A 25,346-nucleotide genomic window follows, 5' to 3' on the forward strand; every position below is an offset into this window, starting at 1 on the left:
AGAAAGATGACCGAAATATGACAGCTGCGTGCGCGCGGATGCTCTAGGACGAGGCCTCCCGGCAAGCTCGCCGATTGCCGGGACTCGGCAATCGGCTCGGCTCAGCTCAGCTCCAGCCAGATCGGCGCGTGGTCCGAGGGCTTCTCCATGCCGCGCAGTTCGTAGTCGATGCCGGCGTCCTCGATCCGCTCCTGCAGGGCCAGGGAGGCGAGGATCACGTCGATGCGCAGGCCGCGCTTGGGCTCGTCCTCGAAGCCGCGGCTGCGGTAGTCGAACCAGCTGAAGCGGTCGTTCACCTGCGGATTGAGGCGGCGGAAGCTGTCCACCAGGCCCCAGTCCTTCAGCTCGGCCAGCCACTGCCGCTCCTCCGGCAGGAAGCTGCACTTGCCGGTCTTGAGCCAGCGCAGGCGGTTCGGCTCGCCGATGCCGATGTCGCAATCCTCCGGCGAGATGTTGATATCGCCCATCACCACCAGCGCCTGCTGCGGCTGGAAGCGGCTGCGCAGCAGCTGCTGCAGGTCGGCGTAGAAGCGCTGCTTGGCGGGGAACTTGAGCGGGTGGTCGCGGTTTTCGCCCTGGGGGAAGTAGCCGTTCATCACCGTCACCGGATTGCCCTGGGCATCGGCGAAGGTGCCGTAGATGAAGCGCCGCTGGGCATCCTCGGCGTCACCGGGAAACCCCTTGTGCAGCTCCAGCGGGGCCTGGCGCGAGAGCAGGGCGACGCCGTAGTGGCCCTTCTGCCCGTGGTAGTGCACGTGGTAGCCGAGCTGGCGGATCTCCGCCTCGGGGAATTGCTCGTCGGCGACCTTGGTTTCCTGCAGGCCGATCACGTCCGGCTGGTGCTTGTCGATCAGCGCCGCCAGTTGATGGGGGCGCGCACGCAGGCCGTTGATGTTGAAGGAGACGATCTTCATGGGGCGGCAGATCCTGGGACAGTTGTCTGGAAGGCCTGGGATGCTAGCCGATCCCCGGGGGCCGGGGCCAGTCGCCTAGCGGGCGCGGGGCTGCGGTGCTAACGTGGCCCAAGGCCACGCAATCCAATAGGAAGAGGTCGCGCCCATGCCCAACAGTCCAGCCGAGATTCGCCAGCTCGATGGCGGCTATGCCCGCGAGGCCCGCTCGCTGCTGTACCACGCCTACCGTCACGAACCCACCTTCGCCTACCTGTTCGAGGCCGGTCGCACGGGCTATGACCAGCGCGTAAGGGCCACGGTGCGCGAGCTGGTGCAGCAGCATTTCAGCGAGGACCTGCCGGCCCTGGGCCTGCTGATCGACGACCGGCTGATCGGCATGGCGCTGATCGCGCCGCCCCAGCGGCGCCTGGACATCACCGAAAGCTGGGGCTGGCGCATGCGCATGCTGCTGACCACCGGCTTTCGCTGCACCCGGCGCTACCTGGAGTACCACGATGCCGTACTGGCCTGCCTGCCGCCGGGTACCTATCACCAGTTGCCGCTGCTCGGCATCCACCCTGAGTTCCAGGGCCAGCACTACGGCGAGCAGCTGCTCGAGGCGCTGCACAACTGGTGCGCGGAGGATGGCAGTTCCCAGGGCGTGGTGCTGGACACCGGCGACGAGCACTACCTGGACTTCTACAAGCGCCAGGGCTACCAGGAGGTCGGCCAGGTGGCGGTCGGCCCCATAGTCGAGCACGTGTTTTTCCATCCCAATCCGCAGCCCGCGGTCAAGGCCAGCGCCTGATTCGGCGCGTGCGCGGTGCCGCCTCGCAACTAGCGTCCGGAGGCTCTGGCCAGGGGCGCGGCGCGTGCTAGCATCGCTCCCATGACCATCCTCGAAAAGCTCTGCGCCGGCCTGGCGCTGCTGTTGCTCAGTGCCACCATCCTCGCCGAGGCGCGGCTGGAGGTGCGGGTGCAGCCGGCCAACAAGGCCCTGAAGAGCAACATCGAGGGGCACATCGGCAGCCTCGGCAAGCGTGATCCGGAGTCCCTGCAGCGCTTTCGCCGGGTGGCCGAGGCCCAGGCGCGCAAGGCCGTTCAGGCACTGGGCTATTACCGGGCGCGGATCGCCAGCGAGGTGGTCGCCGGAGAGCCGCACCGCCTGATCATCGAAGTCGATCCCGGCGAGCCGGTGCGCTTGCGCGAGGTGGTCCTCAGGGTCGAGGGGCCGGCCAGCCAGCTACAAGCCTTCCGCGTGCCCGGCGATGCCCAGCTGCGCAGCGGCGCGGTGCTCAACCATGGCCGCTACGACGCCGCCAAGCGGCAGATCCAGAACCAGGCCTCGCGTTACGGCTTCTTCGCCGGACGCTTCACCCAGCAGCAGCTGCGCATCGACCCGGACGCCGGGGTGGCCGATATCGCCCTGGTCTACGACAGCGGCCCGCGTTACCGCCTGGGGGCGGTGCGATTCAGCGGCGACGCGCCGTTCGACGAGGAGCTGCTGCGGCGCATGGTGCCGTTCGAGGCCGACAGCCCCTACGACTCGGAGCTGATCGCCGAGCTGTATCAGTCGATGCGCGCCAGCGGCTATTTCGAAACGGTGCGGGTCGATGCCGACCCGGCCACCGCCGTGCAGCAGGCCATCCCGGTCGAGGTCCAGTTGCAGGTGCGCAAGCCGCGCAGCCTGGGCCTGGGCCTGGGCGTCTCCACCGATGTCGGGGTGCGTGGGCGGGCCAACTGGACACGCCACTATGCGAACCGCAAAGGTCACAGCTACGGTGCCGAGCTGGAGCTGTCGCAGCCGCGGCAGAACGTCGGCCTGTGGTACGACGTGCCCCGCGATCCGCCGCTGACCGACAAGCTGCGCTACGCCGGCGGCTACCAGTACGAGGAGCTGGCCGACACCGACAGCCTCAGCCGCCTGCTGACCATCGGCCCCGAGTGGCACAGCCGGCTGGACAGCGGCTGGCAACGGGTCATCTCGCTGAAATGGCAGCGCGAGGAGTATCGCCTGGGCGATGACTCCGGCCTCAGTACCCTGTTGATGCCCGGCATCAGTTACGCCTACCTGCACAGCGACAATCAGCTGGACCCCAATCGGGGCTATCGCCTGCAGTTCGATCTGGCGGGGGCCAAGCAGGGGCTGCTTGCGGATGCCGACGTCATCCACGGCACCGTACTGCTCAAGGGCCTCACCACCCTGGCGGACAAGCACCGCCTGCTCGGCCGGGTGCAGCTCGGCGCCACCGAATCCGGCGGCTTCAAGGGGGTGCCGCCGTCGCTGCGCTTCTTCGCCGGCGGCGACCAGAGCGTGCGCGGTTACGACTACCAGAGCCTGTCGCCGGAAAATGCCCAGGGCGACAAGATCGGCGGCCGCTACCTGTTCGCGGTCAGTGCCGAGTACCAGTACGGTCTGACCGAGCGCTGGCGGCTGGCGACCTTCGTCGACCAGGGCAACAGCTTCAACGCCCTGGAACTGCCCAGCCTGAAGAGCGCGGTGGGGTTCGGTCTGCGCTGGGTGTCGCCGGTCGGCCCGCTGCGCCTGGACCTGGCTCACCCGCTGGATGACCAGGGCGGCGTGCGCCTGCACTTCTCCATGGGGCCCGAGCTGTGAGACGCGGTCTGCGCTACGGCGCCTATGCGCTGCTCGGCGTCATCGCCCTGGTAGCGCTGGCCCTGTGGCTGCTGCTCGGCACGAGCGGCGGCAGCCGCTGGGCGCTGGAGAGGGTGCCGGGGCTGAAGGTCGAGGGTTTCGAGGGCCGCCTGGGCGGCCGTTGGCAGGCCGAGCGTCTGGCCTGGCATCAGGACGACGATCACCTGGTGGTGCAGGCGCCGCTACTGGAGTGGTCGCCGCGCTGCCTGTGGCGTCTGACCCTGTGCGTCGCGCGTCTGCAGGCCGAGCGGGTCGAACTGCAGAGCGCCCCGAGCACGGAGCCCGATGCCCAACCCTTAGGCCTGCCGGATCTGCAATGGCCCCTGGCCGTGGAACTGGGCGAACTGCGCATCGGCAGCCTGCTGATCGATGACGATGAGCAGTTGCACGGCCTGCAGTTGTCGGCGCACTGGCAGGCCGAGGGGCTGCGGATCGACAGTCTGCGGGTGCAGCGGGGCGAACTGCGCCTCGAGCTGCAGGGCCGCCTGCGGCCGCACGGGGCTTGGCCGCTCAGCGCCAGCGGACGTCTGCAGCTGCCGGCGCCCGATAAGCACGACTGGCAACTGGCCCTGGAGGTGGATGGCGACCTGCTCGGCAGTCTGCGCCTGAGCGCCGACAGCAGTGGCTATCTGCAGGGGCGTCTGAGCGGCGAGGTGCAACCGCTGGCCGAGAACCTGCCGGCGACCGCCCGGCTGATCGCCGATGGCTTCATGGCCAGCGGCGAGCTGCCGCCGACCCTGCGCCTGGACAAGGTCGAGCTCAGCGCCGCTGGCGACCTGGCCAGCGGTTACCGGGTCCAGGGCACGGCCGAACTGCCGGGGGAGGGCGGTGCGCTGGCCCTGGCCCTGCAGGGGCGGGTCGACCTGCAGGGCGCCGAGGTGGCCAAGCTGAGCATGGAAGCCGGGCCCGAGCAACATCTGCAACTCAGCGGCCGGATCGACTGGCAGGAGGCGCTGAGCCTCGACAGTCGTTTCCACTGGCAGGACTTCCCCTGGCGGCGCCTGCTGCCGGAGGTCGAAGAGCTGCCGGTGAGCCTGCGCCAGCTACGGGGTGAGCTGGCCTACCAGGGCGGCCACTACCTCGGCCACTTCGATGCCCAGCTGCAGGGGCCGGCCGGCGACTTCAGCCTGCAGAGCCCGCTCAGTGGCGACCTGCGGCAGTTGTTCCTCCCCGATCTGCGACTTCAGGCCGGCCAAGGTCGCGCCACAGGCCAGCTCAGCCTGGGCTTCGCCGAGGGCCTGCGCTGGGACGCACGGCTGCAGTTGAGCGACCTCGATCCGGCCTACTGGCTGGCCGAGCTGCCCGGACGGCTCGCCGGCCCCCTGAACAGCAGCGGCGAGTTGCAGCAGGGACGTCTGCGTCTGGAGGCGGACGTCGACCTCGACGGTCGCCTGCGCGGCCAGCCGGCGCGCCTGCAGGCCCAGGCCAGCGGGGCCGGCGAACACTGGACGCTGCACCGGATCGACCTGCGCCTGGGCGACAACCGCATACAGGGCAGCGGCACGTTGCAGGAACGCCTCAGTGGACAGTTACAACTGGCGCTGCCGCGCCTCGGCCAGTTGTGGCCGCAGCTACAAGGCCAGCTCGAGGGGCAGCTGGACCTGGCCGGCAGCCTGCAGGCCCCACAAGGCCGGCTGCGGGCTCAAGGCCGGCGCCTGGCCGTTGCCGAGCGGCGCGTACAGCGCCTTGAGTTGGATGCCCGGCTCGACGCCACACAGCAGGCCCGGATCGAACTGCAGGCCGATGGCATTGCCCTGGGGAAGACCGAACTGGGCCGCCTGAGCGCGACGGGGCGCGGCGATGCGCGACGCCAACAGCTGCAGGTGCAGCTCGAGGGGCCGTTGCTGCGCAGCGCCCTGGATGTGGCCGGCGAGCTGCGTGACGGCGCCTGGCGCGGCCGGTTGCGCAGCGGCGAGGTGCACAGCGGCGGCCAGGACTGGCACCTGCAGCAGCCGGCCGGCCTGCTGCGCCGGGCCGATGGCCGACTCGAACTGGGCGCCCATTGCTGGCGTTCCGGCCCGGCCAGCCTGTGCGGCGAGGCGCAACGTCTGCTGCCCGAGCCGCAGATTCGCTATCGCCTGGCCGACTTCCCCCTCGACAGCCTGAGCCCCTGGCTGCCCAAGGATTTCGCCTGGCAGGGGCAGCTGGATGCCGAGATCGCCCTCGACTTGCCGCCCAACGGGCCCCGCGGTCGGGTCACGGTCGATGCCGGGCGCGGCAGTTGGCGCATCCGCGATCAGGAACAGTGGCTGACGTTCGGCTACGACGAGCTGCGCCTGGACGGCCAATTGCGTCCGGCGGGCATCGACACGCGGCTCGCGCTGCGTGGACCGAAGCTCGGCGAACTGTCGCTGCAGGCCACGCTCGATCCGCGTTCGGCGCGCAAGCCGCTGAGCGGCAGTTTCCGCCTGAGCGGCCTGGACCTGGCCCTGGCCCGGCCCTTCGTGCCAAGGGTCGAACAGCTGGCCGGACGCCTGGAGGGCAGCGGCAGCCTGGGCGGCGAGCTGCTGGCGCCGCGGATCGATGGCCGTGTGCAGCTGCGCGATGGTGAGATCGGCGGCGGCGAGCTGCCGAGCAACTTCCGCGACCTGCAGCTGCAGGCGAATATCGCCGGCGAACGCCTGCAGCTGGACGGCGGTTGGCGCAGCGGCGAGCAGGGTCGCGGCGAGTTGTCCGGCGAGCTGACCTGGGCCGGCGGCCTGCAGGGGCAGCTGCGCGTGCGTGGCAGCCGCCTGCCGGTCAGCGTCGAACCCTATGCGGAGCTGGAGGTCGAGCCGGATCTGCGATTGAGCCTGGCAGCGGATCAACTGGCCCTGAGCGGCAAGGTGGCGATACCCCGCGGCAAGATCCAGATACGCGAGCTGCCGCCGTCCACCGTGCAGCTGTCGGATGACGCCGTGATAGTCGGTCAGGACAGCCCGCCGGCCCGGGCGCCGGCCATCGCCATGGATATCGACGTGGAGGTCGGCCAGGACCGCCTGAGCTTCTCCGGTTTCGGCCTCAAGGCCGATCTGGCCGGACGTGTGCACATCGGCGACGACCTCGACACCCGCGGCGAACTGAACCTCAACAACGGACGCTTCCGTGCCTATGGCCAGCGCCTGACCATTCGCCGCGCACGCCTGCTGTTCGCCGGCCCCATCGACCAGCCGTTCCTCGACATCGAGGCGATCCGTCGGGTCGATCAGGTGGTCGCCGGTCTGCGTCTGAGCGGCCGCGCCGAGCAACCCAGGAGCGAGGTGTTTTCCGAGCCGGCGATGAGCCAGGAGCAGGCCCTGTCCTACCTGGTGCTCGGCCGGCCACAGGGGCAGGGCAGTGGCGACAACAACCTGCTGGCCCAGGCGGCCCTGGCCATGGGGCTGGCCAGCAGCGCCTCGCTGACCGGCGGCCTGGCCCAGCGTCTGGGCATCGAGGACTTCCAGCTCGACAGCGAGGGCAGCGGGGTGACCACCAGCGTGGTGGCCAGCGGCAATCTGTCCGAGCGCCTGAGCCTGCGTTACGGCGTCGGCGTGTTCGAGCCGGCCAATACCCTGGCGCTGCGCTACCAGTTGAGCAAGCGCCTGTACCTGGAGGCCGCCAGCGGCCTGGCCAGCTCCCTGGACCTGTTCTACCGCCGCGACTTCTAGTCTCGTCCTGGCCAACGGCACGTCGTCCTGAAGCTGCATCGGCTGCGCTGGACTAAAGTGATTTATCAAGCCCAGGTGCAGGTCGATGTTCGCGGCCGGCCGGCCAGCGGCGTGCACAACCAGATGAAGGAGACTGCCATGGAGTTCATCACCGACCTGGTCAATCAAGTCAACGGCCTGGTCTGGGGCCCACCCATGCTGGTGGCGATCCTCGGCACCGGGCTGTTTCTCATGCTGCGTCTGAAGTTCATGCCTCTGGGCAAGATAGGCGCCGGTTTCAAGCTGATGTGGCAGGGGCGCAAGAAGGGCGACGAGGCCAGTGGCGAGATCAGCCCGTTCCAGGCGCTGATGACCTGCCTGGCCGCCACGGTCGGTACCGGTAACATCGCCGGCGTGGCCACCGCGATCTTCCTCGGCGGTCCCGGCGCGCTGTTCTGGATGTGGTGCACCGCCCTGGTCGGCATGGCCACCAAGTACTGCGAAGTGGTGCTGGCGGTGCATTACCGCGAGACCGACGAGCGCAAGGAGCACGTCGGCGGACCGATGTACGCGATCAAGAACGGCCTGGGGCCCAAATGGGTGTGGCTGGGCACGGCCTTCGCCATCTTCGGCGGCCTGGCCGGCTTCGGCATCGGCAACATGGTCCAGGTCAACTCCATGGCTCACGCCCTGACCGACACCTTCGGCGTACCGGCCTGGGTCACCGGGCTGGTCGCCATGGTCTTCGTCGGCCTGGTGATCCTCGGCGGCATCAAGCGCATCGGTCTGGTCGCCGCCTCCCTGGTGCCGACCATGGCCATCGCCTATATTGCCGCGGCCGTCGTCGTGCTGGTGGTGCATTCCGATGCCATCCCCGGCGCCTTCGCGCTGATCTTCACCCATGCCTTCAGCCCGGTGGCCGCCACCGGCGGCTTCGCCGGCGCGGCGGTGATGGCGGCCATCCGCTTCGGCGTGGCCCGCGGCATCTTCTCCAACGAGGCGGGTCTGGGCACCGCCGGCATCGCCCAGGCGGCCGGTACCACCACCAGCGCGGTGCGCTCGGGGATGATCGGCATGCTCGGGACCTTCATCGACACCCTGATCATCTGCACCCTGACCGGCCTGGCGATCATCTGCTCGGGCATGTGGACCAGCGGCGTCAGTGGCGCGGGGCTCTCGGCGGCGGCCTTCGAGGCCGGAATGCCCGGCTTCGGCGGCGCCATCCTCAGCATCGCCCTGGTGGTCTTCGCCTTCACCACCATCCTCGGTTGGGGGTACTACGGCGAGAAGTGCTGGGAATTCCTCGTCGGTACCAAGTCGATCCTGCCGTTCCGTATCTTCTGGGTCCTGGCCGTGCCCTTCGGTGCCATCGCCCAGCTGGACTTCGCCTGGCTGCTGGCCGACACCCTCAACGGCCTGATGGCACTGCCCAACCTGCTGTCGCTGTTGCTCCTGAGCCCCGTGGTGGTCAAGCTGACCCAGGAGCATTTCGCGAGAAACTGATGTGTCGCCGGGACGGGAAGAAGAGTCTGACTTGATGGTCAGATAATTCTGCCCGTCCCGATTCAACCCGATAACAGCCCTCAACCCTGCAGAGAAAGGATCAACCCATGGCGCAAGTCACCCTCAAAGGCAACCCGGTACAAGTCGCTGGTCAGCTGCCGCAGGTCGGCCAACAGGCCCCGGCCTTCAGCCTGGTCGGCAGCGATCTGAGCGATGTCAGCCTGGCCAGCCTGGCCGGCAAACGCAAAGTGCTGAACATCTTCCCCAGCGTCGATACGCCGACCTGCGCCACCTCGGTACGCAAGTTCAACAGCGAAGCGAGCAAGATGGCCAACACCCTGGTGCTGTGCATCTCCGCTGACCTGCCGTTCGCCCAGGCGCGTTTCTGCGGTGCCGAAGGCCTGGATAACGTGATCAGCCTGTCGACCATGCGCGGCGGCGAGTTCCTCAAGGATTACGGCGTGGCCATCGCCGACGGCCCCCTGGTCGGCGTCGCCGCCCGCGCCGTGGTGGTGCTGGACGAGCACGACAAGGTGCTGCACAGCGAACTGGTGGCCGAGATCGCCGACGAGCCGAACTACGCCGCGGCCGAGGCGGCGCTCAAGTAAAGGCGGCTATCGCAGCAAGAGAAACGGCCTACCGCGTAGGCCGTTTTTTATTGGCTTAGCGACCGAGCATGGCCATCGACTCTGCCGCGTAGCGCTCTCCGGCGGCGACTCGAGGTGGGAAGATGGCGTTCAGTGCGGCGATGTTCTGCTCCAGGTGAGACCGAGTCGGTCTTCGCCGGCAATTGCAGCGGCCCCCAGGGCCGTTTGCGCGTGGATCTGCCGGTCTCGCTCGCGCATCGCGTGGTGATTCCGGCGCTGCCGGAGTTCTGCGTCCGCTATCCGCGCATCGAACTGGAAGTCGGCGCCAGCGACCGCCCGGTGGACCTGATCCGCGAAGGAGTGGATTGCGTGCTGCGGGGCGGCGAGGTGCACGACAGCTGCCTGGTGGCCCGGCCTTTGACCGCGCTGCCGCAAGTGACCTGTGCCAGCGCAGCCTACCTGGCGCGGTACGGCACGCCACACACCCTCGCCGAGCTGGAGGGGCGCCGGGCGGTCAACTATTTCTCCTCGCTGACCGGACGGCGTTTCCCCCTGGAGTTTCTGGTGGCGGGGGAGCGGGTCGAACTGGCCTTGCCCGGCAGCATAAGCCTGAATAATGCCGAGTGTTATGTCGCCGCTTGCGAGGCGGGAATGGGCATCATCCAGGCGCCGGAGTACCACCTGCGTGAACAATTGGCAGCCGCCACCCTGCTGGATATCCTCGGCGACTTGCGGCCAGCACCGCTGCCGCTGACCGTGCTCTATCCGCCCCAGCGGCAACTGTCGCGGCGGGTACGGGTGTTCGTCGACTGGCTGGTTGAGCTGTTTTCCCGACGCGACCTGCTGAGCCAGAAGCTCTCCGGGTAGCCCAGGAACCGGAGAACACTGCGCCAAGGCATCGGGCAACATCTGTTTTTGCCGGCGGCTCATAGGCTTAGCCAACTCGCGCGAGGGTAAATAGGCGGTAAAGAGGCTTTGCTTCATGGCCGCGACTGCTTATCGTTCAGGCTCCCAAGAAAGCGGTCCGAGCCATGCCCGAGATTCAAGCGACACCCCACCGACTGTACACCGCGCGCCGCCAGTGGCTGACGGGCCTGAGCCTGCTGGTCGGCATCATTCTGCTCGTCTGGTGGTTCTGGCCGAGCCAGCCTGAGCCGCGACGCGGCGGGGGGCACTGGGGCGACGACGGGCCAGTGCCGGTACGGGTGGCCAGCGTCAGCCAGGGCGATTTCCCGATCGAACTCAAGGCCTTGGGCACAGTGACCGCCTACAACCGGGTCGATGTGCGTCCGCGGGTCGAGGGCCAACTCGTCGAGGTGCTGTTTGCCGACGGCCAGCGGGTCGAGGCCGGCGAGCTGCTGGCACGCATCGACCCGCGCCCCTACGAGGTGGCCCTGCAGCAGGCCCTCGGTGTGCAGCAGGAGAACCAGGCGCAGCTGCGCAACGCCGAGATCGACCTGGCCCGCTACCGAGGCCTGTACGAACAGGACTCCATCGCCAAGCAGACGCTGGACACCCAGCAGGCGCTGGTCAACCAGTACCGCGGTACCCTCCAGAGCAACCAGGCGGCCGTCGCCCAGGCGCGCCTGAACCTGGGCTTCACCCAGGTGCGCGCGCCCATAGGCGGGCGCCTGGGGCTGCGCCAGGTGGACGCCGGTAACCTGGTCGGCTCCGGCGACACCCTGCCGCTGGTGGTGATCACCCAGACCCAGCCGGTGTCGGTGCTGTTCACCCTGCCGGAGGCCGAGTTGCCGGCCGTGCTGCAGCAGTTCCGTGCCGGCCGGTCATTGCCGGTGGAGGCCTGGGACCGCAACGAGCGCATTCGGCTGGCCGAGGGCCGGCTGGACAGCCTGGACAATCTGATCGACACCGCCACCGGCACGGTCAAGCTCAAGGCGCGCTTCGAGAACGCCGAGGAGCTGCTGTTCCCCAATCAGTTCGTCAACGTGCGCCTGCGCCTGCAGACGCGCGAGAACGCGACCCTGATGCCGGCTGCCGCCGTGCAGTACGGCGCCCGCGGCACCTTCGTCTATGTCGTAGATGGCGACAGCAAGGTGCAGGTCCGGCCGATAGTCGCCGGCCCCAGCAACGGCGAGCTGACCCTGGTGGAACAGGGCGTGCAGGCCGGCGAGCGCCTGGTGCTCGAGGGCACCGACCGCCTGCGCGAGGGCAGCCTGATCGAGGTGGTAGGTGACGCTGAAGCGCCGGCCACGGCGCAGGCCGAGACCGGAGCGCGGAAGGACGCATGAACGCCTCGCGCCTGTTTATCCTGCGGCCGGTCGCCACCACCCTGGTCATGCTGGCGATTCTGCTCAGCGGCCTGATCGCCTACCGCCTGCTGCCGGTCTCGGCGTTGCCGGAGGTGGACTACCCGACCATTCGCGTGATGACCCTGTATCCGGGCGCCAGTCCGGACGTGATGACCCGCTTGGTGACCGCGCCGCTGGAGCGCCAGTTCGGCCAGATGGCGGGCTTGAAGCAGATGTCCTCGACCAGCTCCGGCGGCGCCTCGGTGATCACCCTGCGTTTCAACCTGGAGGTTGAGTTGGACGTCGCCGAGCAGGAGGTGCAGGCGGCGATCAACGGGGCGAGCAACCTGCTGCCCGGCGACCTGCCGGCGCCGCCGGTGTACAACAAGGTCAACCCGGCGGACACCCCGGTGCTGACCCTGGCAGTCAGCTCCAAGACCCTGCCGTTGCCGCAGGTCAACGACCTGGTCGACACCCGCCTGGCGCAGAAACTGGCCCAGACCAGCGGCGTCGGCCTGGTCACCCTGGCCGGTGGCCAGCGGCCGGCGGTGCGCATCCGGGTCAACCCCGAGGCCCTGGCCGCCTACGGGCTGAACCTGGCGGACGTGCGCAGGCTGATCACCGCCAGCAACGTCAACCAGCCCAAGGGCAATTTCGACGGCCCGACCCGGGTCTCGCAGCTGGACGCCAACGACCAGCTGCAGTCGCCGGACGAGTACCGCGCACTGATCCTCAGCCATCAGGACGGCGCCACCCTGCGCCTGCAGGATGTCGCCGAGATCGTCGACGGCGCCGAGAACCAGCGCCTGGCGGCCTGGGCCGACCGCAACGAGGCGGTGCTGGTGAACGTGCAGCGCCAGCCGGGCGCCAACGTCATCGAGGTGGTCGAGCGCATCCAGACCCTGCTGCCGCACCTGCGCGAGGGCTTGCCGGCCAGCGTCGAGGTGCGGCTGCTCACCGACCGCACCCAGACCATCCGCGCCGCGGTGCGCGACGTGCAACACGAGCTGCTCCTGGCGGTGGCGCTGGTGGTGCTGGTGACCTTCCTGTTCCTGCGCAAGCTGGCGGCCACGGTGATCCCCTCCATCGTCGTGCCGCTGTCGCTGATCGGCACCTTCGGCGTGATGTACCTGGCCGGCTTCACCCTCAACAACCTGACACTGATGGCGCTGACCATCGCCACCGGCTTCGTGGTGGACGACGCCATCGTCATGCTGGAGAACATCGCCCGCCACCTGGAGGCCGGCGAAACACCGCTCAACGCCGCGCTCAAGGGGGCCAGGGAGATCGGCTTCACCCTAATCTCGCTGACCCTGTCGCTGATCGCGGTGCTGATTCCCTTGCTGTTCATGGCCGACGTGGTCGGACGGCTGTTCCGCGAATTCGCCATCACCCTGGCGGTGGCCATCCTGATCTCCCTGGCGATTTCCCTGAGCCTGACGCCGATGATGTGCGCGCGTCTGCTCAAGGCCGAGCAGGGCGAGGGGGAAGGGCGCTTCTACCGGGCCAGCGGCGCCTTTATCGACGGACTGATCGCGCGCTACGGCCAGTGCCTGCAGTGGGTACTGGCCCGTCAGGGGCTGACCCTGCTGGTGGCGCTGGCTACCCTGGGGCTGACCGTGCTGCTCTATCTGGCGGTGCCCAAGGGCTTCTTCCCGGTGCAGGACACCGGGGTGATCCAGGGCATCTCCGAGGCGCCGCAGGCGATCTCCTTCCGCGCCATGAGCGAGCGTCAGCAGCGCCTGGCCGAGGTGATACTGCGCGACCCGGCGGTCGCCAGCCTGTCGTCGCACATCGGCGTGGACGGCGACAACCCGACCCTGAACAGCGGCCGCCTGCTGATCAACCTCAAGCCCCATGCCGAACGCGAAGTCAGCGCCAGCCAGGTGATCGAACGGCTGCGCCCCGAGCTGGCCCGGCTCAGCGGCATCGAGCTGTACCTGCAGCCGGTGCAGGATCTGACCATCGAGGACCGGGTCAGCCGCACCCAGTTCCAGTTCAGCCTGGAGTCGCCGGACCTGGCGCTGCTGGAGCAGTGGGTGCCCAGACTGGTCGACGCCCTGGCCCGCCAGCCGCAACTGCGCGATGTCGCCAGCGACCTGCAGAACCGCGGCCTGCAGCTGTACCTGCAGATCGACCGGGACCTGGCCGGGCGCCTCGGCGTGAGCATCGCCGATATCGACGACGCGCTGTACGACGCCTTCGGCCAGCGGCAGATCAGCACCATCTACACCCAGGCCAACCAGTACCGGGTGGTGCTGGAGAGCCAGGGCGCCGGCAACCTCGGCCCGGCGGCTTTGCGCCAGGTACACCTGGCCACGGCATCCGGCAGCCAGGTGCCGCTGGCGTCCCTGGTCCGTATCGAGGAGCGCGCCGCCAAACTGCTGGTCAACCACATCGGTCAGTTCCCGGCGGCGACCCTGTCGTTCAACCTGGCAGGCGGCGTGGCCCTGGGCGAGGCGGTGGCGGCGATCGAACGGGTGCAGCAGGAGATCGGCCTGCCGGCCGGCATCCAGAGCCGCTTCCAGGGCGCGGCCGAAGCCTTCCGCGCCTCGCTCTCCAGTACCCTGCTGCTGATCCTGGCGGCCGTGGTCACCATGTACATCGTCCTCGGCGTGCTCTACGAGAGCTATATCCACCCCATCACCATCCTCTCCACGCTGCCCTCGGCCGGGGTCGGCGCCTTGCTCGCGCTGTTGCTGACCGGCAACGACCTGGGCCTGATCGCCATCATCGGCATCATCCTGCTGATCGGCATCGTCAAGAAGAACGCGATCATGATGATCGACTTCGCCCTGGAGGCCGAACGCAACCAGGGTATGTCCCCGCAGGAGGCGATCTACCGCGCGGCGCTGTTGCGCTTCCGGCCGATCCTGATGACCACCCTGGCGGCGCTGTTCGGCGCCATCCCGCTGATGCTCGCGACCGGCTCCGGCGCCGAGCTGCGCCAGCCCCTGGGCCTGGTGATGGTCGGCGGCCTGCTGCTCAGCCAGTTGCTGACGCTGTTCACCACCCCGGTGATCTACCTGTACTTCGACCGCCTGGCCCGGCGCCTGAGCGGCCGTAGCGCGGCCGGCCTGGTCGTCGGCCCATGAACCTCTCCGCGCCCTTTATCCGCCGGCCGGTGGCGACCCTGCTACTGAGCCTGGCGATCCTCCTGCTCGGCGGCGTCAGCTTCGGCCTGCTGGCCGTGGCGCCGCTGCCGCAGATGGATTTTCCGACCATCACGGTGCAGGCCAGCTTGCCCGGCGCCAGCCCGCAGATCATGGCCTCCAGCGTGGCCACGCCACTGGAGCGTTCGCTCGGCACCATCGCCGGCATCAGCCAGATGAACAGCCGCAGCAGCCAGGGCAGCACGTGGATCATGATCCAGTTCGACCTGGACCGGGACATCAACGCCGCCGCCCGCGAGGTGCAGGCGGCGATCAATGCCGCCCGCGAGCTGCTGCCCAGCGGCATGCGCTCGATGCCCACCTATCGCAAGGTCAACCCGGCGCAGGCGCCGATCATGGTGCTGTCGCTGACCAGCGAGGTGCTGGGCAAGGGCCAGCTGTACGACGTCGCCTCCACCATCCTGGCGCAGAAGCTGGCCCAGGTGAGCGGTGTGGGCGAGGTGTCGATCGGCGGCAGCTCCCTGCCGGCGGTGCGGGTGGCCCTGGAACCGCGCCTGCTCGACCAGTACGGCATCGCCCTGGACGAGGTGCGCCAGGCCATCGCCGCGGCCAACGTGCAGCGGCCCAAGGGCGCGGTGGAGGACGCCGAACGCCACTGGCAGGTGCAGGCCAACGACCAGCTGGAGCGGGCCGCCGACTACCTGCCGCTGCTGATCCGCTACCAGGACGGCGCGGCGGTGCGCCTGGGCGATGTGGCGACGGTCAGCGACGCGGTGGAGGACCGTTACAACAGCGGCTTCTACAACGACAGCAGCGCCGTGCTGATGGTGATCAACCGACAGAGCGGGGCGAATATCATCGAGACCATCGCCGGCATCCGCGAACAGCTGCCGGCGTTGCGCGCGGTGATCCCGGCCAGCGTCGAGCTGCAGGTGGCCATGGACCGCTCGCCGGTGATCCGCGCCACCCTGCACGAGGCCGAGCGCACCCTGCTGATCGCCGTGGCCCTGGTCATCCTGGTGGTGCTGGCCTTCCTCGGCCGCTGGCGCGCGGCGCTGATCCCGGCGCTGGCGGTGCCGGTGTCGCTGGTCGGCACCTTCGCGGCCATGTACCTGCTGGACTTCTCCCTGAACAACCTGTCGCTGATGGCCCTGATCATCGCCACCGGTCTGGTGGTGGACGACGCCATCGTCGTACTGGAGAACATCGCCCGGCATATCGAGGCCGGCGACCCGCCGCTCTCGGCGGCCTTCAAGGGCACCCGCGAGGTCGGCTTCACCCTGCTGGCGATGAACCTGTCGCTGGTGGCGGTGTTCGTCTCCATCCTGTTTATGGGCGGCATCGTCGAGCGGCTGTTCCGCGAGTTCTCCATCACCCTGGCGGTGGCCATCCTCATCTCCCTGCTGGTGTCGCTGACCCTGACGCCCATGCTCTGTGCCCGCTGGCTACGGGCCGAGAGCACCGTGCAGCGCGGCAGCGGACTACAGCGCCTGGGCGCGCGGCTGCAAGCACGGGGGCTGGATGCCTACCGACGCAGCCTGGACTGGGCCCTGCGCCACTCGCTGCCGATGCTGGTCGGCCTGTTGGCGACCATCGCCCTGAACGTCTTCCTGTTCGTCAGCGTGCCCAAGACCTTCCTGCCACAGCAGGACACCGGCCAACTGATCGGTTTCATCCGTGGCGACGATGGCCTGTCGTTTCAGGTCATGCAGCCGAAGATGGAAAGCTACCGCCGCGCGGTGCTGGCCGATCCGGCGGTGGACAGCGTGGCCGGCTTCATCGGCGGCAGAGGGGGGATCAATAACGCCTTCATGATCGTGCGCCTGAAACCCATGAACGAACGCCGGGCGAGCGCCCAGCAGGTGATCAGCCGCCTGCGCAAGAGTCTGCCCAAAGTCCCGGGCGGGCGGTTGTTCCTGATGCCCGATCAGGACCTGCATATCGGCGGACGCGAGGGGCGCAGCTCGGAGAACGAATACCTGCTGCTGTCCGGCGACCTCGGGCTGCTGCGCCAGTGGCTGCCCAAGGTGCGCGAGGCCCTGCGCGCCCTGCCCGAGCTGACCGACATCGACGCCCAGGAGACCGAGGGCGCCCAGCAGGTCCGCCTGCAGGTCGACCGCGAACGGGCCCAGCGCCTGGGGGTGGACATGGCCATGATCACCGCGGTGCTCAACAACGCCTTCAGCCAGCGCCAGGTGTCGACCATCTATGCCAGCCTCAACCAGTACAGCGTGGTGCTGGAGATCAACCCGCAGTATGCCCAGCACCCCGAGGCCCTGGAGCAGATCCAGCTGATCGCCGAGGACGGCGCGCGGGTGCCGCTGTCGAGCTTCGCCAGCTGGGAGCGCAGCATCGAGGAGGACAGGGTCAACCACCAGGGCCAGTTCGCCGCGGAGAACATCGGTTTCTCCCTGGCCGAGGGTGTCAGCCTGGAACAGGCCACCCGGGCGATCGACCGGGCGGTGGCGCGCCTCGGCCTGCCGAGCGAGGTGCAGGGCACCCTGGGTGGCACCGGTGCGGCCTTCCAACAGACCCAGCAGAACCAGCCGTGGATGATCCTGCTGGCGTTGGGGGTGGTGTATATCGTCCTGGGGGTGCTCTATGAGAGCTACATCCACCCGCTGACCATCCTTTCGACCCTGCCCTCGGCCGGAGTCGGCGCCTTGCTCGCCCTGCAGCTGCTGGACACCGAATTCAGCCTGATCTCGCTACTCGGGCTGTTCCTGCTGATCGGCATCGTCAAGAAGAACGCCATCCTGATGATCGACCTGGCCCTGCAGCTCGAGCGCAGCGAACGGCTCAGCCCGGAGGAGTCGATCCGCCGCGCCTGCCTGCTGCGCTTCCGGCCGATCATGATGACCACCCTGGCGGCACTGCTCGGCGCCTTGCCGCTGATGCTGAGCAGCGCCGAAGGCGCGGAAATGCGCCAGCCGCTGGGTATCACCATAGTCGGCGGGTTGATCCTCAGCCAGCTGCTGACCCTCTACACCACCCCCGTGGTCTACCTCTACTTCGACCGCCTGCGCCACCGGGTCAACCGCTGGCGCGGCGTGCGCAGCGATGCCGCCCTGGAAACCCCGCTATGAGAGCTGTGACGTCCACCCCACGCCCCCTGGGCCTGATCGCCCTGAGCCTGCTGCTGGCCGGCTGCGCCATCGGCCCGGATTACCGACGGCCCGAACTGGCCACCCCGGCGCAGTTCAAGCAGATAGAGGGCTGGACCCTGGCCGCCCCCGGCGACGCCCTAGAGCGCGGCGCCTGGTGGACGCTCTATGGCGACGCCGAGTTGAACGCACTGGTCGAGCGTCTAAACCTGTCCAACCACAACCTGGCCGCCGCGGCGGCCCAGTACCGCCAGGCCCGCGCCTTGGTGCGCGGCGCCCGGGCGGCCTTCTATCCGAGCCTGTCGAGCAGCGCCGGGGTGACCCGGGCGGGGCAGGGCGGCGGCGACAGCACCCTGAGCACAGCGGACGGCTTCAGCGTCGGCGGGGCCGATACGGCCAGCATCTCCCAGAACTACGACCTCAGCCTGAATGCTGCCTGGGAGCTGGATGTCTGGGGCAAGCTGCGCCGCGCCCTGGAGTCCAGCCAGGCCGACTTCGAAGCCAGTGCCGCCGATCTCGCCGCGCTACGCCTCAGCCTGCAGGCCGAGCTGGTGCAGAACTACCTGCAACTGCGGGTGCTGGACGAGCAGCGGCGTCTGCTGGAGGCCACGGTCGCGGCCTACGCCCGATCCCTGAGGCTTACCGAGAACCAGTACAACGCCGGCATAGTCCCAAGGTCGGACGTCAGCCAGGCGCGCACCCAGCTGAAGAGTACCGAGGCCCAGGCCATCGACCTGCGCTGGCAGCGCGCCCAGCTGGAGCACGCCATCGCCGTGCTGGTCGGAGTGCCGCCCAGCGAGCTGGGCATCGCCGCCCGTGACGCGCTGCCGCTGCTGCCGCAGATACCCGTGGCACTGCCTTCGCAACTGCTGGAGCGGCGTCCGGATGTGGCCGCCGCCGAGCGCCGGGTGATGGCCGCCAACGCCCAGATCGGCGTGGCCGAAGCCGCCTGGTACCCGGACCTGAGGCTGTCGGCCAGCGGCGGCTACCGGGGCAGCAGCTTCGCCGACTGGGTCAGCCTGCCGAACCGCTTCTGGTCGATCGGCCCGAACCTGGCACTGACCCTGTTCGACGGTGGGGCGCGCCGTGCCGAGCTCCAGCGCAGCGAGGCGGCCTATGAGCAGACGGTGGCCGAGTACCGTCAGGTGGTGCTCGACAGCTTTCGCGAGGTCGAGGACCGGCTGGTGCAACTGCGCGTGCAGGAGCAGGAGGCGCAGGTCCAACAGCAGGCCCTGGAGGCGGCGCGCGAGTCGCTGCGGCTACTCGAGAACCAGTACCGGGCCGGCACCGTCGACTTCAACAGCGTGGTCAACGTGCAGGCCACGGCACTCAACAACGAGCGCAGCAGCCTGACCCTGCTCGGTAGCCGCCTGACCGCCAGCGTGCAGCTGATCGCCGCCTTGGGCGGTGGTTGGCAGGCGGCAACCGCCTCCAAGACAGAAGAGCCCCATGCTAGCTTCGGAGGAGGATAGCACTTTGATATCGCTTGCCTGCTCCAGACGGCTGGACGCCGGATATCCTTGAGCTAGGGTAAAAACTGAGCAATGGCACATTGGCAGGGATGCGGCTATGGACAGATATCAGGTGTTGCCGTTCGACTTGGCGGGCCAACACTTGGCAGTCGCCCTCGAACAGGTGGTTCGGGTGCTGCCGGCGTTGCACGTCAGTCCCTTGCCGGGAGCACCGAAGACGATCCGTGGGCTCGCGAACGTGCGCGGCCAGCTGCTCCCCGTGGTGGACCTGCCCCGGCGTTTCGGCTGGGATGCCCCTGAGCCCAGCCTCTGGCAACCCTTCATCTGGCTGACCAGCAGCACACGCGAGTTGTTGCTCCCGGTCGAGCGAGTGGAAGCGGTTAGCACCTACGCCTCGGAGCATTTCACTCCGGCGCCCGACCCGCGGGTGCCCTCCAGTCTGCTGCGTGGCGTGGTGCGCAACCGCGACGGATTGCTGCTGATTCAGGATGTCGAGCAGCTGCTCAGCCATGAGGACGAGCTACAGCTCGACACCCTGCTGGCCGCCAGGGAAGGGGTCTTCGATGCCGTGCAATGAACCGGTGTGCTCGCCGCGCCTACTCACCGCATTGAGTCATAAGGTTCTGCAACACCTGGGCATGGACTTCTCCGGTCCGCGCCGCAGCGACCTGCTACGCCGTCTGCAGCTGATCGCGACGGAGCGCGAGGTCGGGGATTTCGACAGCTGGCTGCACAACCTGGCATTCGCCGACTGGGACGCCAGCCAGGTGCAACGCCTGATCGCGGCACTTACCGTCGGCGAAACCTATTTCCGCCGGGATGCAGAGGCCTTCGACTGGCTCGCCAGCCAGCACCTGGCCCCGTTGTTGGCGTCACGCCGGGCCGAGGGGCGGCGCAGCCTGCGCCTGTGGAGTGCCGGCTGCTGTACCGGCGAAGAGGCCTATGGGCTGTTGTTTCTGCTGGACGAGCTGCTCGCCGGCGAGCGTGGCGACTGGTCGGTGGAACTGGTCGCCAGCGACATCAACGCGGCCTTCCTGGCCCGGGCGGAGCAGGGGCTGTATGGGCGCAATGCCTTCCGCAGCTGCGAGACGGGCTTCCGCGACCGCTACTTCCAGCCCGTGGGGAATCAATGGCGGGTGCGTCCAACCTGGCGCGGGCGCATTCGTTTCGTTCAATACAACCTTGCCGATAGCCGTCTGTCTCCGGCGCTGTCCGGCGCCGACCTGATCCTCTGCCGCAACGTGCTGATGTATCTGGCCCCGGAGCGGGCACTGGGCGCCTTGCGCCGGTTGCTCGCCAGCCTCAGCACAGACGGGATTCTGCTGCTGAGCGCCGTCGAGGCCGGGCTTGCGACCCAGGCCAGGCTGAACGGTCGCTGGGCCGGTTGCAACTACGCATTGTCCGGCGCCACTCGGGCCGGCATGGCGTTGCTGGTGCGCCCGGCTCCGCCATCAGCACCGGCGCCTCTGCCGTGGGCAGAGGCGCCGGCCAGAGCTTGCGCCGAACGACCAATACCCCTGGCCCGGCCGCCGGTAAACGCACCTATCGAACCTGCCCGCGCCGAGCCAGCTCCGGCCTCGCCCGAGCCTTACCGGCGCCCGTTAGAGCCGAACCGGGCCGGCGACGAGCCCGATCAGGTTCGGCAAGCGCTGCTCGACTCCCTGAGCTGTCCTGGCCTAGCCCCGGAGCAGAAACACCAGGCTTGCCTGGCCATGGCCCGCAGCTGGGCCGACCAGCAGCACCTCGAACAGGCCAAAGAATGGTTGGCGCGCGCGCTGGAGCTGGATAGCGCCGCACCCGCGGCCTACTGGCTACAGGCCCTGCTGGCCGAGCAGGAGGGTGATCACCGCGCGGCACGGAGAGCGGTGCAGAAGGTGCTGTACCTGGACCCCAAGTTCATCCTCGGTCATTTACTGCACGCCCGTCTGTTGCGGATCGAGGGTCGATTTCGGGACGGCGACAAGGCCTTGGCGGTATGCAGGCAATTGCTCCTGGCTGAGGACGGGGCCGCTCCGATACCCCATGGCGAGGGCATCTGCTGTGCGCAGCTGCTGCGTCTGTGTGACCAACTGCAACAGGAGCCGGGTAAATGTCCGAGCCACTGAAGGAAGATCAACGCTGGGAGCAGATCCGCCAGCGCCTGGCCCGATTCGAGCAGCGCCTGGCCGAAGGCTTCGGCGTCGATGCCGAGGAGCGCGATGCCCGGCTGCTGGAGCGCAGCCGGCAGTGGGCCGCGCCGGAGGAAGAGGAGCAGGCCGAAGACTGGCTGGAGGTGTTGATGTTCAGCATCGGCGGCGAGCTCTATGGCATAGGGAGCGAGCATGTCGCCGAGGTGCTGCCGCTGGCCCAGTACACCCCTTTGCCGGGCACGCCGCCCCATGTGCTGGGGATCGTCAGCGTCCGTGGCCATATCGTTTCGCTGCTCGACCTGCGGGTGTTGCTCGAACTGCCGGCTGGCGGCCTTTCCGACAAGAACTTCATGGCCGTCCTGCATGGTGACCAGATGGAGTTCGGCCTGCTGCTCGACCGGGTGCAAGGCACCGCGCGCATACGTCGCGATGCGGTTCAGCAGCAGCTGGCCAATCTCTCCGGCGTTCGCGCGAGGTATCTGCTCGGGGTCACCGCGGAGCAGCGCACGGTGCTGGATGGGGCAAGGCTGTTGAGTGACCCGAATCTGCGGGTCATGGACGAGGAGTAGGGGCAATGGAGGGTTCTATGACCAGGCTCGTCAACTTGGGTATCGGCAGCAAGCTGATCGCGGCCTTCGCCGCGCTGATCACGGGTTTCGGCATCCTGTTGTTCAGCAGTCTCGAGCGCTTCGCCAGTTTGCAGGAAAGCGAGGAGCGGCTGTTCCAGCAGCATTACGCACGGGTTTCCGATGTGAAGGAGCTACGCATCAACATCGCTACTCAGCGCAGCGACTTGAACCTGGTCATCGGCGAAGGTGCGCTGATGGAACTGGATACCATCGAGGACCGCATCCGCCGTCGCAGCGCGGAGAACGACCGCCTGGTGAAGCGTTTGCAGGATGCGGCCAGCGGTGACCTGGAGGTCAACGAGATTCTCGACGACATGCTGGCGGTGCGCGCCGCCCAGGCGCAGACCCGCGTAGAGCAGCTAAGGTTGATCCGTACCGGCGCGCTCGACGAAGCGCAGCAACTGGGCGCCGGGGTACAGGCGGAGCGCCTGGACAGGATTCACGAACTCGGCCTGCAACTGTCCGAACTGACCGACCGACGCGTCGCCGAGGCGCAGGAGCAATCGCGTCAGGCGCTGGAAGCCCAGCGCGAATGGTTGTTCCGCCTGAGCGTCCTGCTGGTCGGCATCAGCGCCTTGCTGGCCTGGTTGCTCAGCCGCCACATCGCCCGGCCACTGGCGCGCCTGACCCTATGGGCTGAACGCATCGGCCGCGGCGAGATCCCCCAGGACATGGTCGGCAGCACCCGTCAGGACGAGGTGGGGCGATTGACCCAGGCCTTCGTCGACATGGGCCAGTACCTGCGCGAGCTGGTCCGGGAAATGAACGAGGGCATCGGCGTGCTCGCCTCGTCCAGCGAGGAAATTCTCGCCGCCGCCAGCCAGGTGGCCGCCAGCACCCAGGAAACCGCCACCGCCATCAGCGAGATCGTCACGACGGTGGAGGAGGTCAAGCAAACCGCCGTGCTGGCTGGCAGCAAGTCTCAGTCGGTCGCCGAAAGCACCGAGCGTACCCGCCAGGTTGCGCTGAACGGGCGCCAGGCGGTGGACGAGGCGCTCAAGGGCATGGCGCAGATACGCGAGCAGATGCAGGCGGTGGCGGAAAGCATCATGCGCCTGGGTGAGCAGAGCCAGACCATCGGCGAGATCGTCGCCTCGGTCGGCGACCTGGCCGAGCAATCGAATCTGCTCGGGGTCAATGCCTCGATCGAGGCGATGAAGGCCGGCGAGGCGGGCAAGGGCTTCTCGGTGGTGGCCCAGGAGGTCAAGGCCCTGGCGGACCAGTCGAAACAGGCCACCGCCCAGGTGCGCGGCATTCTCGGCGATATCCAGAAGGCCATGACCAAGGCCGTACTGCTAGCCGAGCAAGGTAGCAAGACAGTGGAAAACGGTTTCGAACGGGCGCAGTCGAGCGGCGAGGCCATCCGCAGCCTGAGCAGCAATATCGAGGCCTCCAGCGAGGTGGCGCTGCAGATTGCCGCCACCAGCCAGCAGCAGATGGTCGGCATGGACCAGATCGCCTCGGCCATGGCGGACATCCGCCAGGCCAGCCAGGACAATGTCGGCGGCACCCAGCAGGTCGATCTGGCGGCGCGCAATCTGCACCAACTGGGTTTGAAGCTCAAAGGATTGGCCAGCCGCTTCAGGCTTTGAGCGGGTTTGTTCAGACGCAAAGGTTAGGGACGAGGAGACGCCAAAATGCTCGGAAGAATTGCCAACCTAAGCATCGGCAGCAAACTGATTCTGGTTTTCGCCGTGCTCATCTGCGGTTTCGGAGTCTTGCTGCTCACTTCGCTGCAGCGCTTCGACAGCCTGCAGACAACCCAGGCCGCGCTCTTCCAGCGCAGTTTCGAACGCGTTTCCATGGTCAAGGAACTGCGCGTCAACATCGTCAGTCAGCGCGCCGAGTTGCTCCAGGCCATGACCGATGCCCAGGATGAGGGCCGGCGATTGCAGCAAAGCGAAGGCGAGATCGAGGCGCTGTCGAAGGCCAATGATCGTCTGTTCGATGAACTGCTCGCCGGGCTGGGCGACGAGAGCGAGACGGGGAAGCTCCTCGATCAACTCAAGGAGGTGCGCACCGCGTTCGTGCAGACCCGCGACAGGCAGTTGCTGCCCCTCATACGCGAGGGGCGGCTGGATGAGGCCGAGGCACTGGCACTGGGAATCCAGCTCGAGCGCATGACGCAGATCAACGCACTGGGCCAGCGCCTGGCCGAGTTGACCGAACGCAAGGTCCGAATGACCCTGGAGCACGCGCAGTTGCAGGTCGAACGCCAGCGCATGGAGCAGCTGACGCTCGGGCTGCTCATGCTGGTTCTCGGCATCGTCATGGCCTGGCAGCTCAGTCGGCATATTGCCCAGCCCCTGGCGCAGCTGACCCTCATGGCCGAGCGGATCAGCCGCGGTGAGATCCCCAGGGAGCTGCGCGGCGTTACGCGCCGCGACGAGGTCGGGCGGCTGGGCCAGGCCTTCGCTCAGATGAGCCAGTACCTGCTGGCCCTGGCGGCCAAGGCCGAGTACCTGGCCCAGGGGCATCTCAACCAGGACAGCCAACCGGTATCCGAACAGGATGTGTTGGGTAGCGCCTTCGCCACCATGCTGGCGAACCTGCGCAACCTGGTCGGCGAACTCAATGAGGGCATCACGGTGCTGGCCACCTCCAGCGAGGAGGTGCTGGCGGCCACCAGTCAGGTGGCGACCAACACCCAGGAGACCGCTACCGCCATCAGCGAGATCGTCACCACGGTGGACGAGGTCAAGCAGACCGCCGTGCTGGCCAGTGGCAAGGCACAGTCGGTGGCAGACAGCACGGCGCGTACCCGTGAAGTGGCCCAGGGCGGCCGGCAGTCGGTGGAGGAGGCGCTCAAGGGCATGGGCCAGATCCGCGATCAGATGCAGGCCGTGGCCGAAAGCATCATGCGCCTGGGCGAGCAGAGCCAGACCATTGGCGAGATCGTGGCGTCGGTCAGCGACCTGGCCGAGCAATCCAATCTCCTCGGGGTCAACGCCTCGATCGAGGCGATGCGCGCCGGCGAGACCGGCAAGGGCTTCTCGGTAGTGGCCCAGGAGGTCAAGGCCCTGGCCGACCAGTCGAAGCAGGCCACCGCCCAGGTGCGCGGCATTCTCGGCGATATCCAGAAGGCCATGACCAAGGCGGTGCTGCTCGCAGAGCAGGGCAGCAAGGCGGTGGAGTCCGGCTATGAGCGAGCGCAGTCGAGCGGCGAGGCGATCCGCGCCCTCGACAGCAGCATCGTCGAGTCCAATGAGATGGCGCTGCAGATCGCGGCCACCAGTCAGCAGCAGATGGTCGGCATGGACCAGGTCGCCAATGCCATGAGCAGCATTCGCGAAGCCAGCCAAAGCAACGTCAGCGGTACGCGGCAGATGGACCAGGCCACGCGCAACCTGCATGAGCTGGGTATGAAACTCCAGGGCCTAGTGGCCCAGTTCAAGTTGTGAGCCGG

Annotated in this window: 16 protein-coding genes; 15 read left to right on the forward strand and 1 reads right to left on the reverse strand. The window is 68.0% G+C overall.

The window, feature by feature from the left end; translation table 11 throughout:
- Nucleotides 1-101: 101 nt before the first annotated feature.
- Nucleotides 102-914, reverse strand: a complete 813-nt coding sequence (gene xthA / locus ACSX1C_RS05565; RefSeq protein WP_439888590.1) for an exodeoxyribonuclease III — start codon at nucleotides 912-914, stop codon at nucleotides 102-104.
- Nucleotides 915-1,059: 145 nt separating this feature from the next.
- Here xthA and ACSX1C_RS05570 point away from each other — a divergent pair, with 145 nt between their 5' ends.
- The 15 genes from ACSX1C_RS05570 (at nucleotide 1,060) to ACSX1C_RS05640 (ending at nucleotide 25,341) form a co-directional block, all read left to right on the forward strand.
- On the forward strand, nucleotides 1,060-1,701 hold the full coding sequence (locus ACSX1C_RS05570; RefSeq protein ID WP_439888591.1) for a GNAT family N-acetyltransferase: 642 nt from the start codon (nucleotides 1,060-1,062) through the stop codon (nucleotides 1,699-1,701).
- Between the two features lie 81 nt (nucleotides 1,702-1,782).
- Nucleotides 1,783-3,510 (forward strand): autotransporter assembly complex protein TamA, encoded by a 1,728-nt coding sequence (locus ACSX1C_RS05575; protein ID WP_439888592.1) that lies wholly within the window; start codon nucleotides 1,783-1,785, stop codon nucleotides 3,508-3,510.
- On the forward strand, nucleotides 3,507-7,175 hold the full coding sequence (locus ACSX1C_RS05580) for a translocation/assembly module TamB domain-containing protein (RefSeq protein ID WP_439888593.1): 3,669 nt from the start codon (nucleotides 3,507-3,509) through the stop codon (nucleotides 7,173-7,175). The genes ACSX1C_RS05575 and ACSX1C_RS05580 overlap by 4 nt, the downstream gene beginning before the upstream one ends.
- 138 nt (nucleotides 7,176-7,313) lie before the next feature.
- Nucleotides 7,314-8,657 carry an alanine/glycine:cation symporter family protein gene (locus tag ACSX1C_RS05585; protein WP_439889371.1) on the forward strand — a complete coding sequence of 448 codons (1,344 nt, stop codon included), beginning with the start codon at nucleotides 7,314-7,316 and terminating at the stop codon, nucleotides 8,655-8,657.
- A gap of 107 nt (nucleotides 8,658-8,764) precedes the next feature.
- Nucleotides 8,765-9,265 carry a thiol peroxidase gene (tpx, locus tag ACSX1C_RS05590; RefSeq protein ID WP_439888594.1) on the forward strand — a complete coding sequence of 167 codons (501 nt, stop codon included), beginning with the start codon at nucleotides 8,765-8,767 and terminating at the stop codon, nucleotides 9,263-9,265.
- 132 nt (nucleotides 9,266-9,397) lie between these two features.
- Nucleotides 9,398-10,111: a LysR substrate-binding domain-containing protein gene (locus tag ACSX1C_RS05595; protein WP_439888595.1), complete on the forward strand. Its 714-nt coding sequence runs from the start codon at nucleotides 9,398-9,400 to the stop codon at nucleotides 10,109-10,111.
- A 164-nt stretch (nucleotides 10,112-10,275) separates the two neighbouring features.
- Complete coding sequence (locus ACSX1C_RS05600; protein WP_439888596.1) at nucleotides 10,276-11,493, forward strand: MdtA/MuxA family multidrug efflux RND transporter periplasmic adaptor subunit; 1,218 nt, start codon at nucleotides 10,276-10,278, stop codon at nucleotides 11,491-11,493.
- Nucleotides 11,490-14,588: an MdtB/MuxB family multidrug efflux RND transporter permease subunit gene (locus ACSX1C_RS05605; RefSeq protein ID WP_439888597.1), complete on the forward strand. Its 3,099-nt coding sequence runs from the start codon at nucleotides 11,490-11,492 to the stop codon at nucleotides 14,586-14,588. The genes ACSX1C_RS05600 and ACSX1C_RS05605 overlap by 4 nt, the downstream gene beginning before the upstream one ends.
- Complete coding sequence (locus ACSX1C_RS05610; protein ID WP_439888598.1) at nucleotides 14,585-17,692, forward strand: multidrug efflux RND transporter permease subunit; 3,108 nt, start codon at nucleotides 14,585-14,587, stop codon at nucleotides 17,690-17,692. The genes ACSX1C_RS05605 and ACSX1C_RS05610 overlap by 4 nt, the downstream gene beginning before the upstream one ends.
- Nucleotides 17,689-19,182, forward strand: coding sequence for an efflux transporter outer membrane subunit (locus tag ACSX1C_RS05615; protein ID WP_439888599.1), 1,494 nt, complete (start codon nucleotides 17,689-17,691; stop codon nucleotides 19,180-19,182). The genes ACSX1C_RS05610 and ACSX1C_RS05615 overlap by 4 nt, the downstream gene beginning before the upstream one ends.
- A gap of 97 nt (nucleotides 19,183-19,279) precedes the next feature.
- The gene (locus ACSX1C_RS05620) at nucleotides 19,280-19,759 is read left to right on the forward strand and encodes a chemotaxis protein CheW (protein ID WP_439888600.1); all 480 of its coding nucleotides are present in this window, start codon (nucleotides 19,280-19,282) and stop codon (nucleotides 19,757-19,759) included.
- Complete coding sequence (locus tag ACSX1C_RS05625; RefSeq protein WP_439888601.1) at nucleotides 19,746-21,287, forward strand: CheR family methyltransferase; 1,542 nt, start codon at nucleotides 19,746-19,748, stop codon at nucleotides 21,285-21,287. The genes ACSX1C_RS05620 and ACSX1C_RS05625 overlap by 14 nt, the downstream gene beginning before the upstream one ends.
- The gene (locus tag ACSX1C_RS05630; protein WP_439888602.1) at nucleotides 21,272-21,880 is read left to right on the forward strand and encodes a chemotaxis protein CheW; all 609 of its coding nucleotides are present in this window, start codon (nucleotides 21,272-21,274) and stop codon (nucleotides 21,878-21,880) included. The genes ACSX1C_RS05625 and ACSX1C_RS05630 overlap by 16 nt, the downstream gene beginning before the upstream one ends.
- 17 nt (nucleotides 21,881-21,897) lie before the next feature.
- Nucleotides 21,898-23,532, forward strand: a complete 1,635-nt coding sequence (locus tag ACSX1C_RS05635) for a methyl-accepting chemotaxis protein (RefSeq protein ID WP_439888603.1) — start codon at nucleotides 21,898-21,900, stop codon at nucleotides 23,530-23,532.
- A 45-nt stretch (nucleotides 23,533-23,577) separates the two neighbouring features.
- The gene (locus tag ACSX1C_RS05640; RefSeq protein WP_439888604.1) at nucleotides 23,578-25,341 is read left to right on the forward strand and encodes a methyl-accepting chemotaxis protein; all 1,764 of its coding nucleotides are present in this window, start codon (nucleotides 23,578-23,580) and stop codon (nucleotides 25,339-25,341) included.
- The last annotated feature ends 5 nt before the right edge of the window (nucleotides 25,342-25,346 follow it).

The sequence above is a fragment of the Pseudomonas sp. MBLB4123 genome (assembly GCF_051904775.1).
GTDB lineage: Bacteria > Pseudomonadota > Gammaproteobacteria > Pseudomonadales > Pseudomonadaceae > Aquipseudomonas > Aquipseudomonas benzenivorans_B.

What these genes read in the sequence shown, in the direction of transcription:
- ACSX1C_RS05610 (WP_439888598.1), top strand. Translation starts at nt 14,585, where the DNA reads ATGAACCTCTCCGCGCCCTTTATCCGCCGGCCGGTGGCGACCCTGCTA.
- ACSX1C_RS05570 (WP_439888591.1), top strand. Translation starts at nt 1,060, where the DNA reads ATGCCCAACAGTCCAGCCGAGATTCGCCAGCTCGATGGCGGCTATGCC.
- ACSX1C_RS05630 (WP_439888602.1), top strand. Translation starts at nt 21,272, where the DNA reads ATGTCCGAGCCACTGAAGGAAGATCAACGCTGGGAGCAGATCCGCCAG.
- ACSX1C_RS05635 (WP_439888603.1), top strand. Translation starts at nt 21,898, where the DNA reads ATGACCAGGCTCGTCAACTTGGGTATCGGCAGCAAGCTGATCGCGGCC.
- ACSX1C_RS05625 (WP_439888601.1), top strand. Translation starts at nt 19,746, where the DNA reads ATGCCGTGCAATGAACCGGTGTGCTCGCCGCGCCTACTCACCGCATTG.
- ACSX1C_RS05600 (WP_439888596.1), top strand. Translation starts at nt 10,276, where the DNA reads ATGCCCGAGATTCAAGCGACACCCCACCGACTGTACACCGCGCGCCGC.
- tpx (WP_439888594.1), top strand. Translation starts at nt 8,765, where the DNA reads ATGGCGCAAGTCACCCTCAAAGGCAACCCGGTACAAGTCGCTGGTCAG.
- ACSX1C_RS05605 (WP_439888597.1), top strand. Translation starts at nt 11,490, where the DNA reads ATGAACGCCTCGCGCCTGTTTATCCTGCGGCCGGTCGCCACCACCCTG.
- ACSX1C_RS05575 (WP_439888592.1), top strand. Translation starts at nt 1,783, where the DNA reads ATGACCATCCTCGAAAAGCTCTGCGCCGGCCTGGCGCTGCTGTTGCTC.
- ACSX1C_RS05585 (WP_439889371.1), top strand. Translation starts at nt 7,314, where the DNA reads ATGGAGTTCATCACCGACCTGGTCAATCAAGTCAACGGCCTGGTCTGG.
- ACSX1C_RS05620 (WP_439888600.1), top strand. Translation starts at nt 19,280, where the DNA reads ATGGACAGATATCAGGTGTTGCCGTTCGACTTGGCGGGCCAACACTTG.
- xthA (WP_439888590.1), bottom strand. Translation starts at nt 914, where the DNA reads ATGAAGATCGTCTCCTTCAACATCAACGGCCTGCGTGCGCGCCCCCAT.
- ACSX1C_RS05615 (WP_439888599.1), top strand. Translation starts at nt 17,689, where the DNA reads ATGAGAGCTGTGACGTCCACCCCACGCCCCCTGGGCCTGATCGCCCTG.
- ACSX1C_RS05640 (WP_439888604.1), top strand. Translation starts at nt 23,578, where the DNA reads ATGCTCGGAAGAATTGCCAACCTAAGCATCGGCAGCAAACTGATTCTG.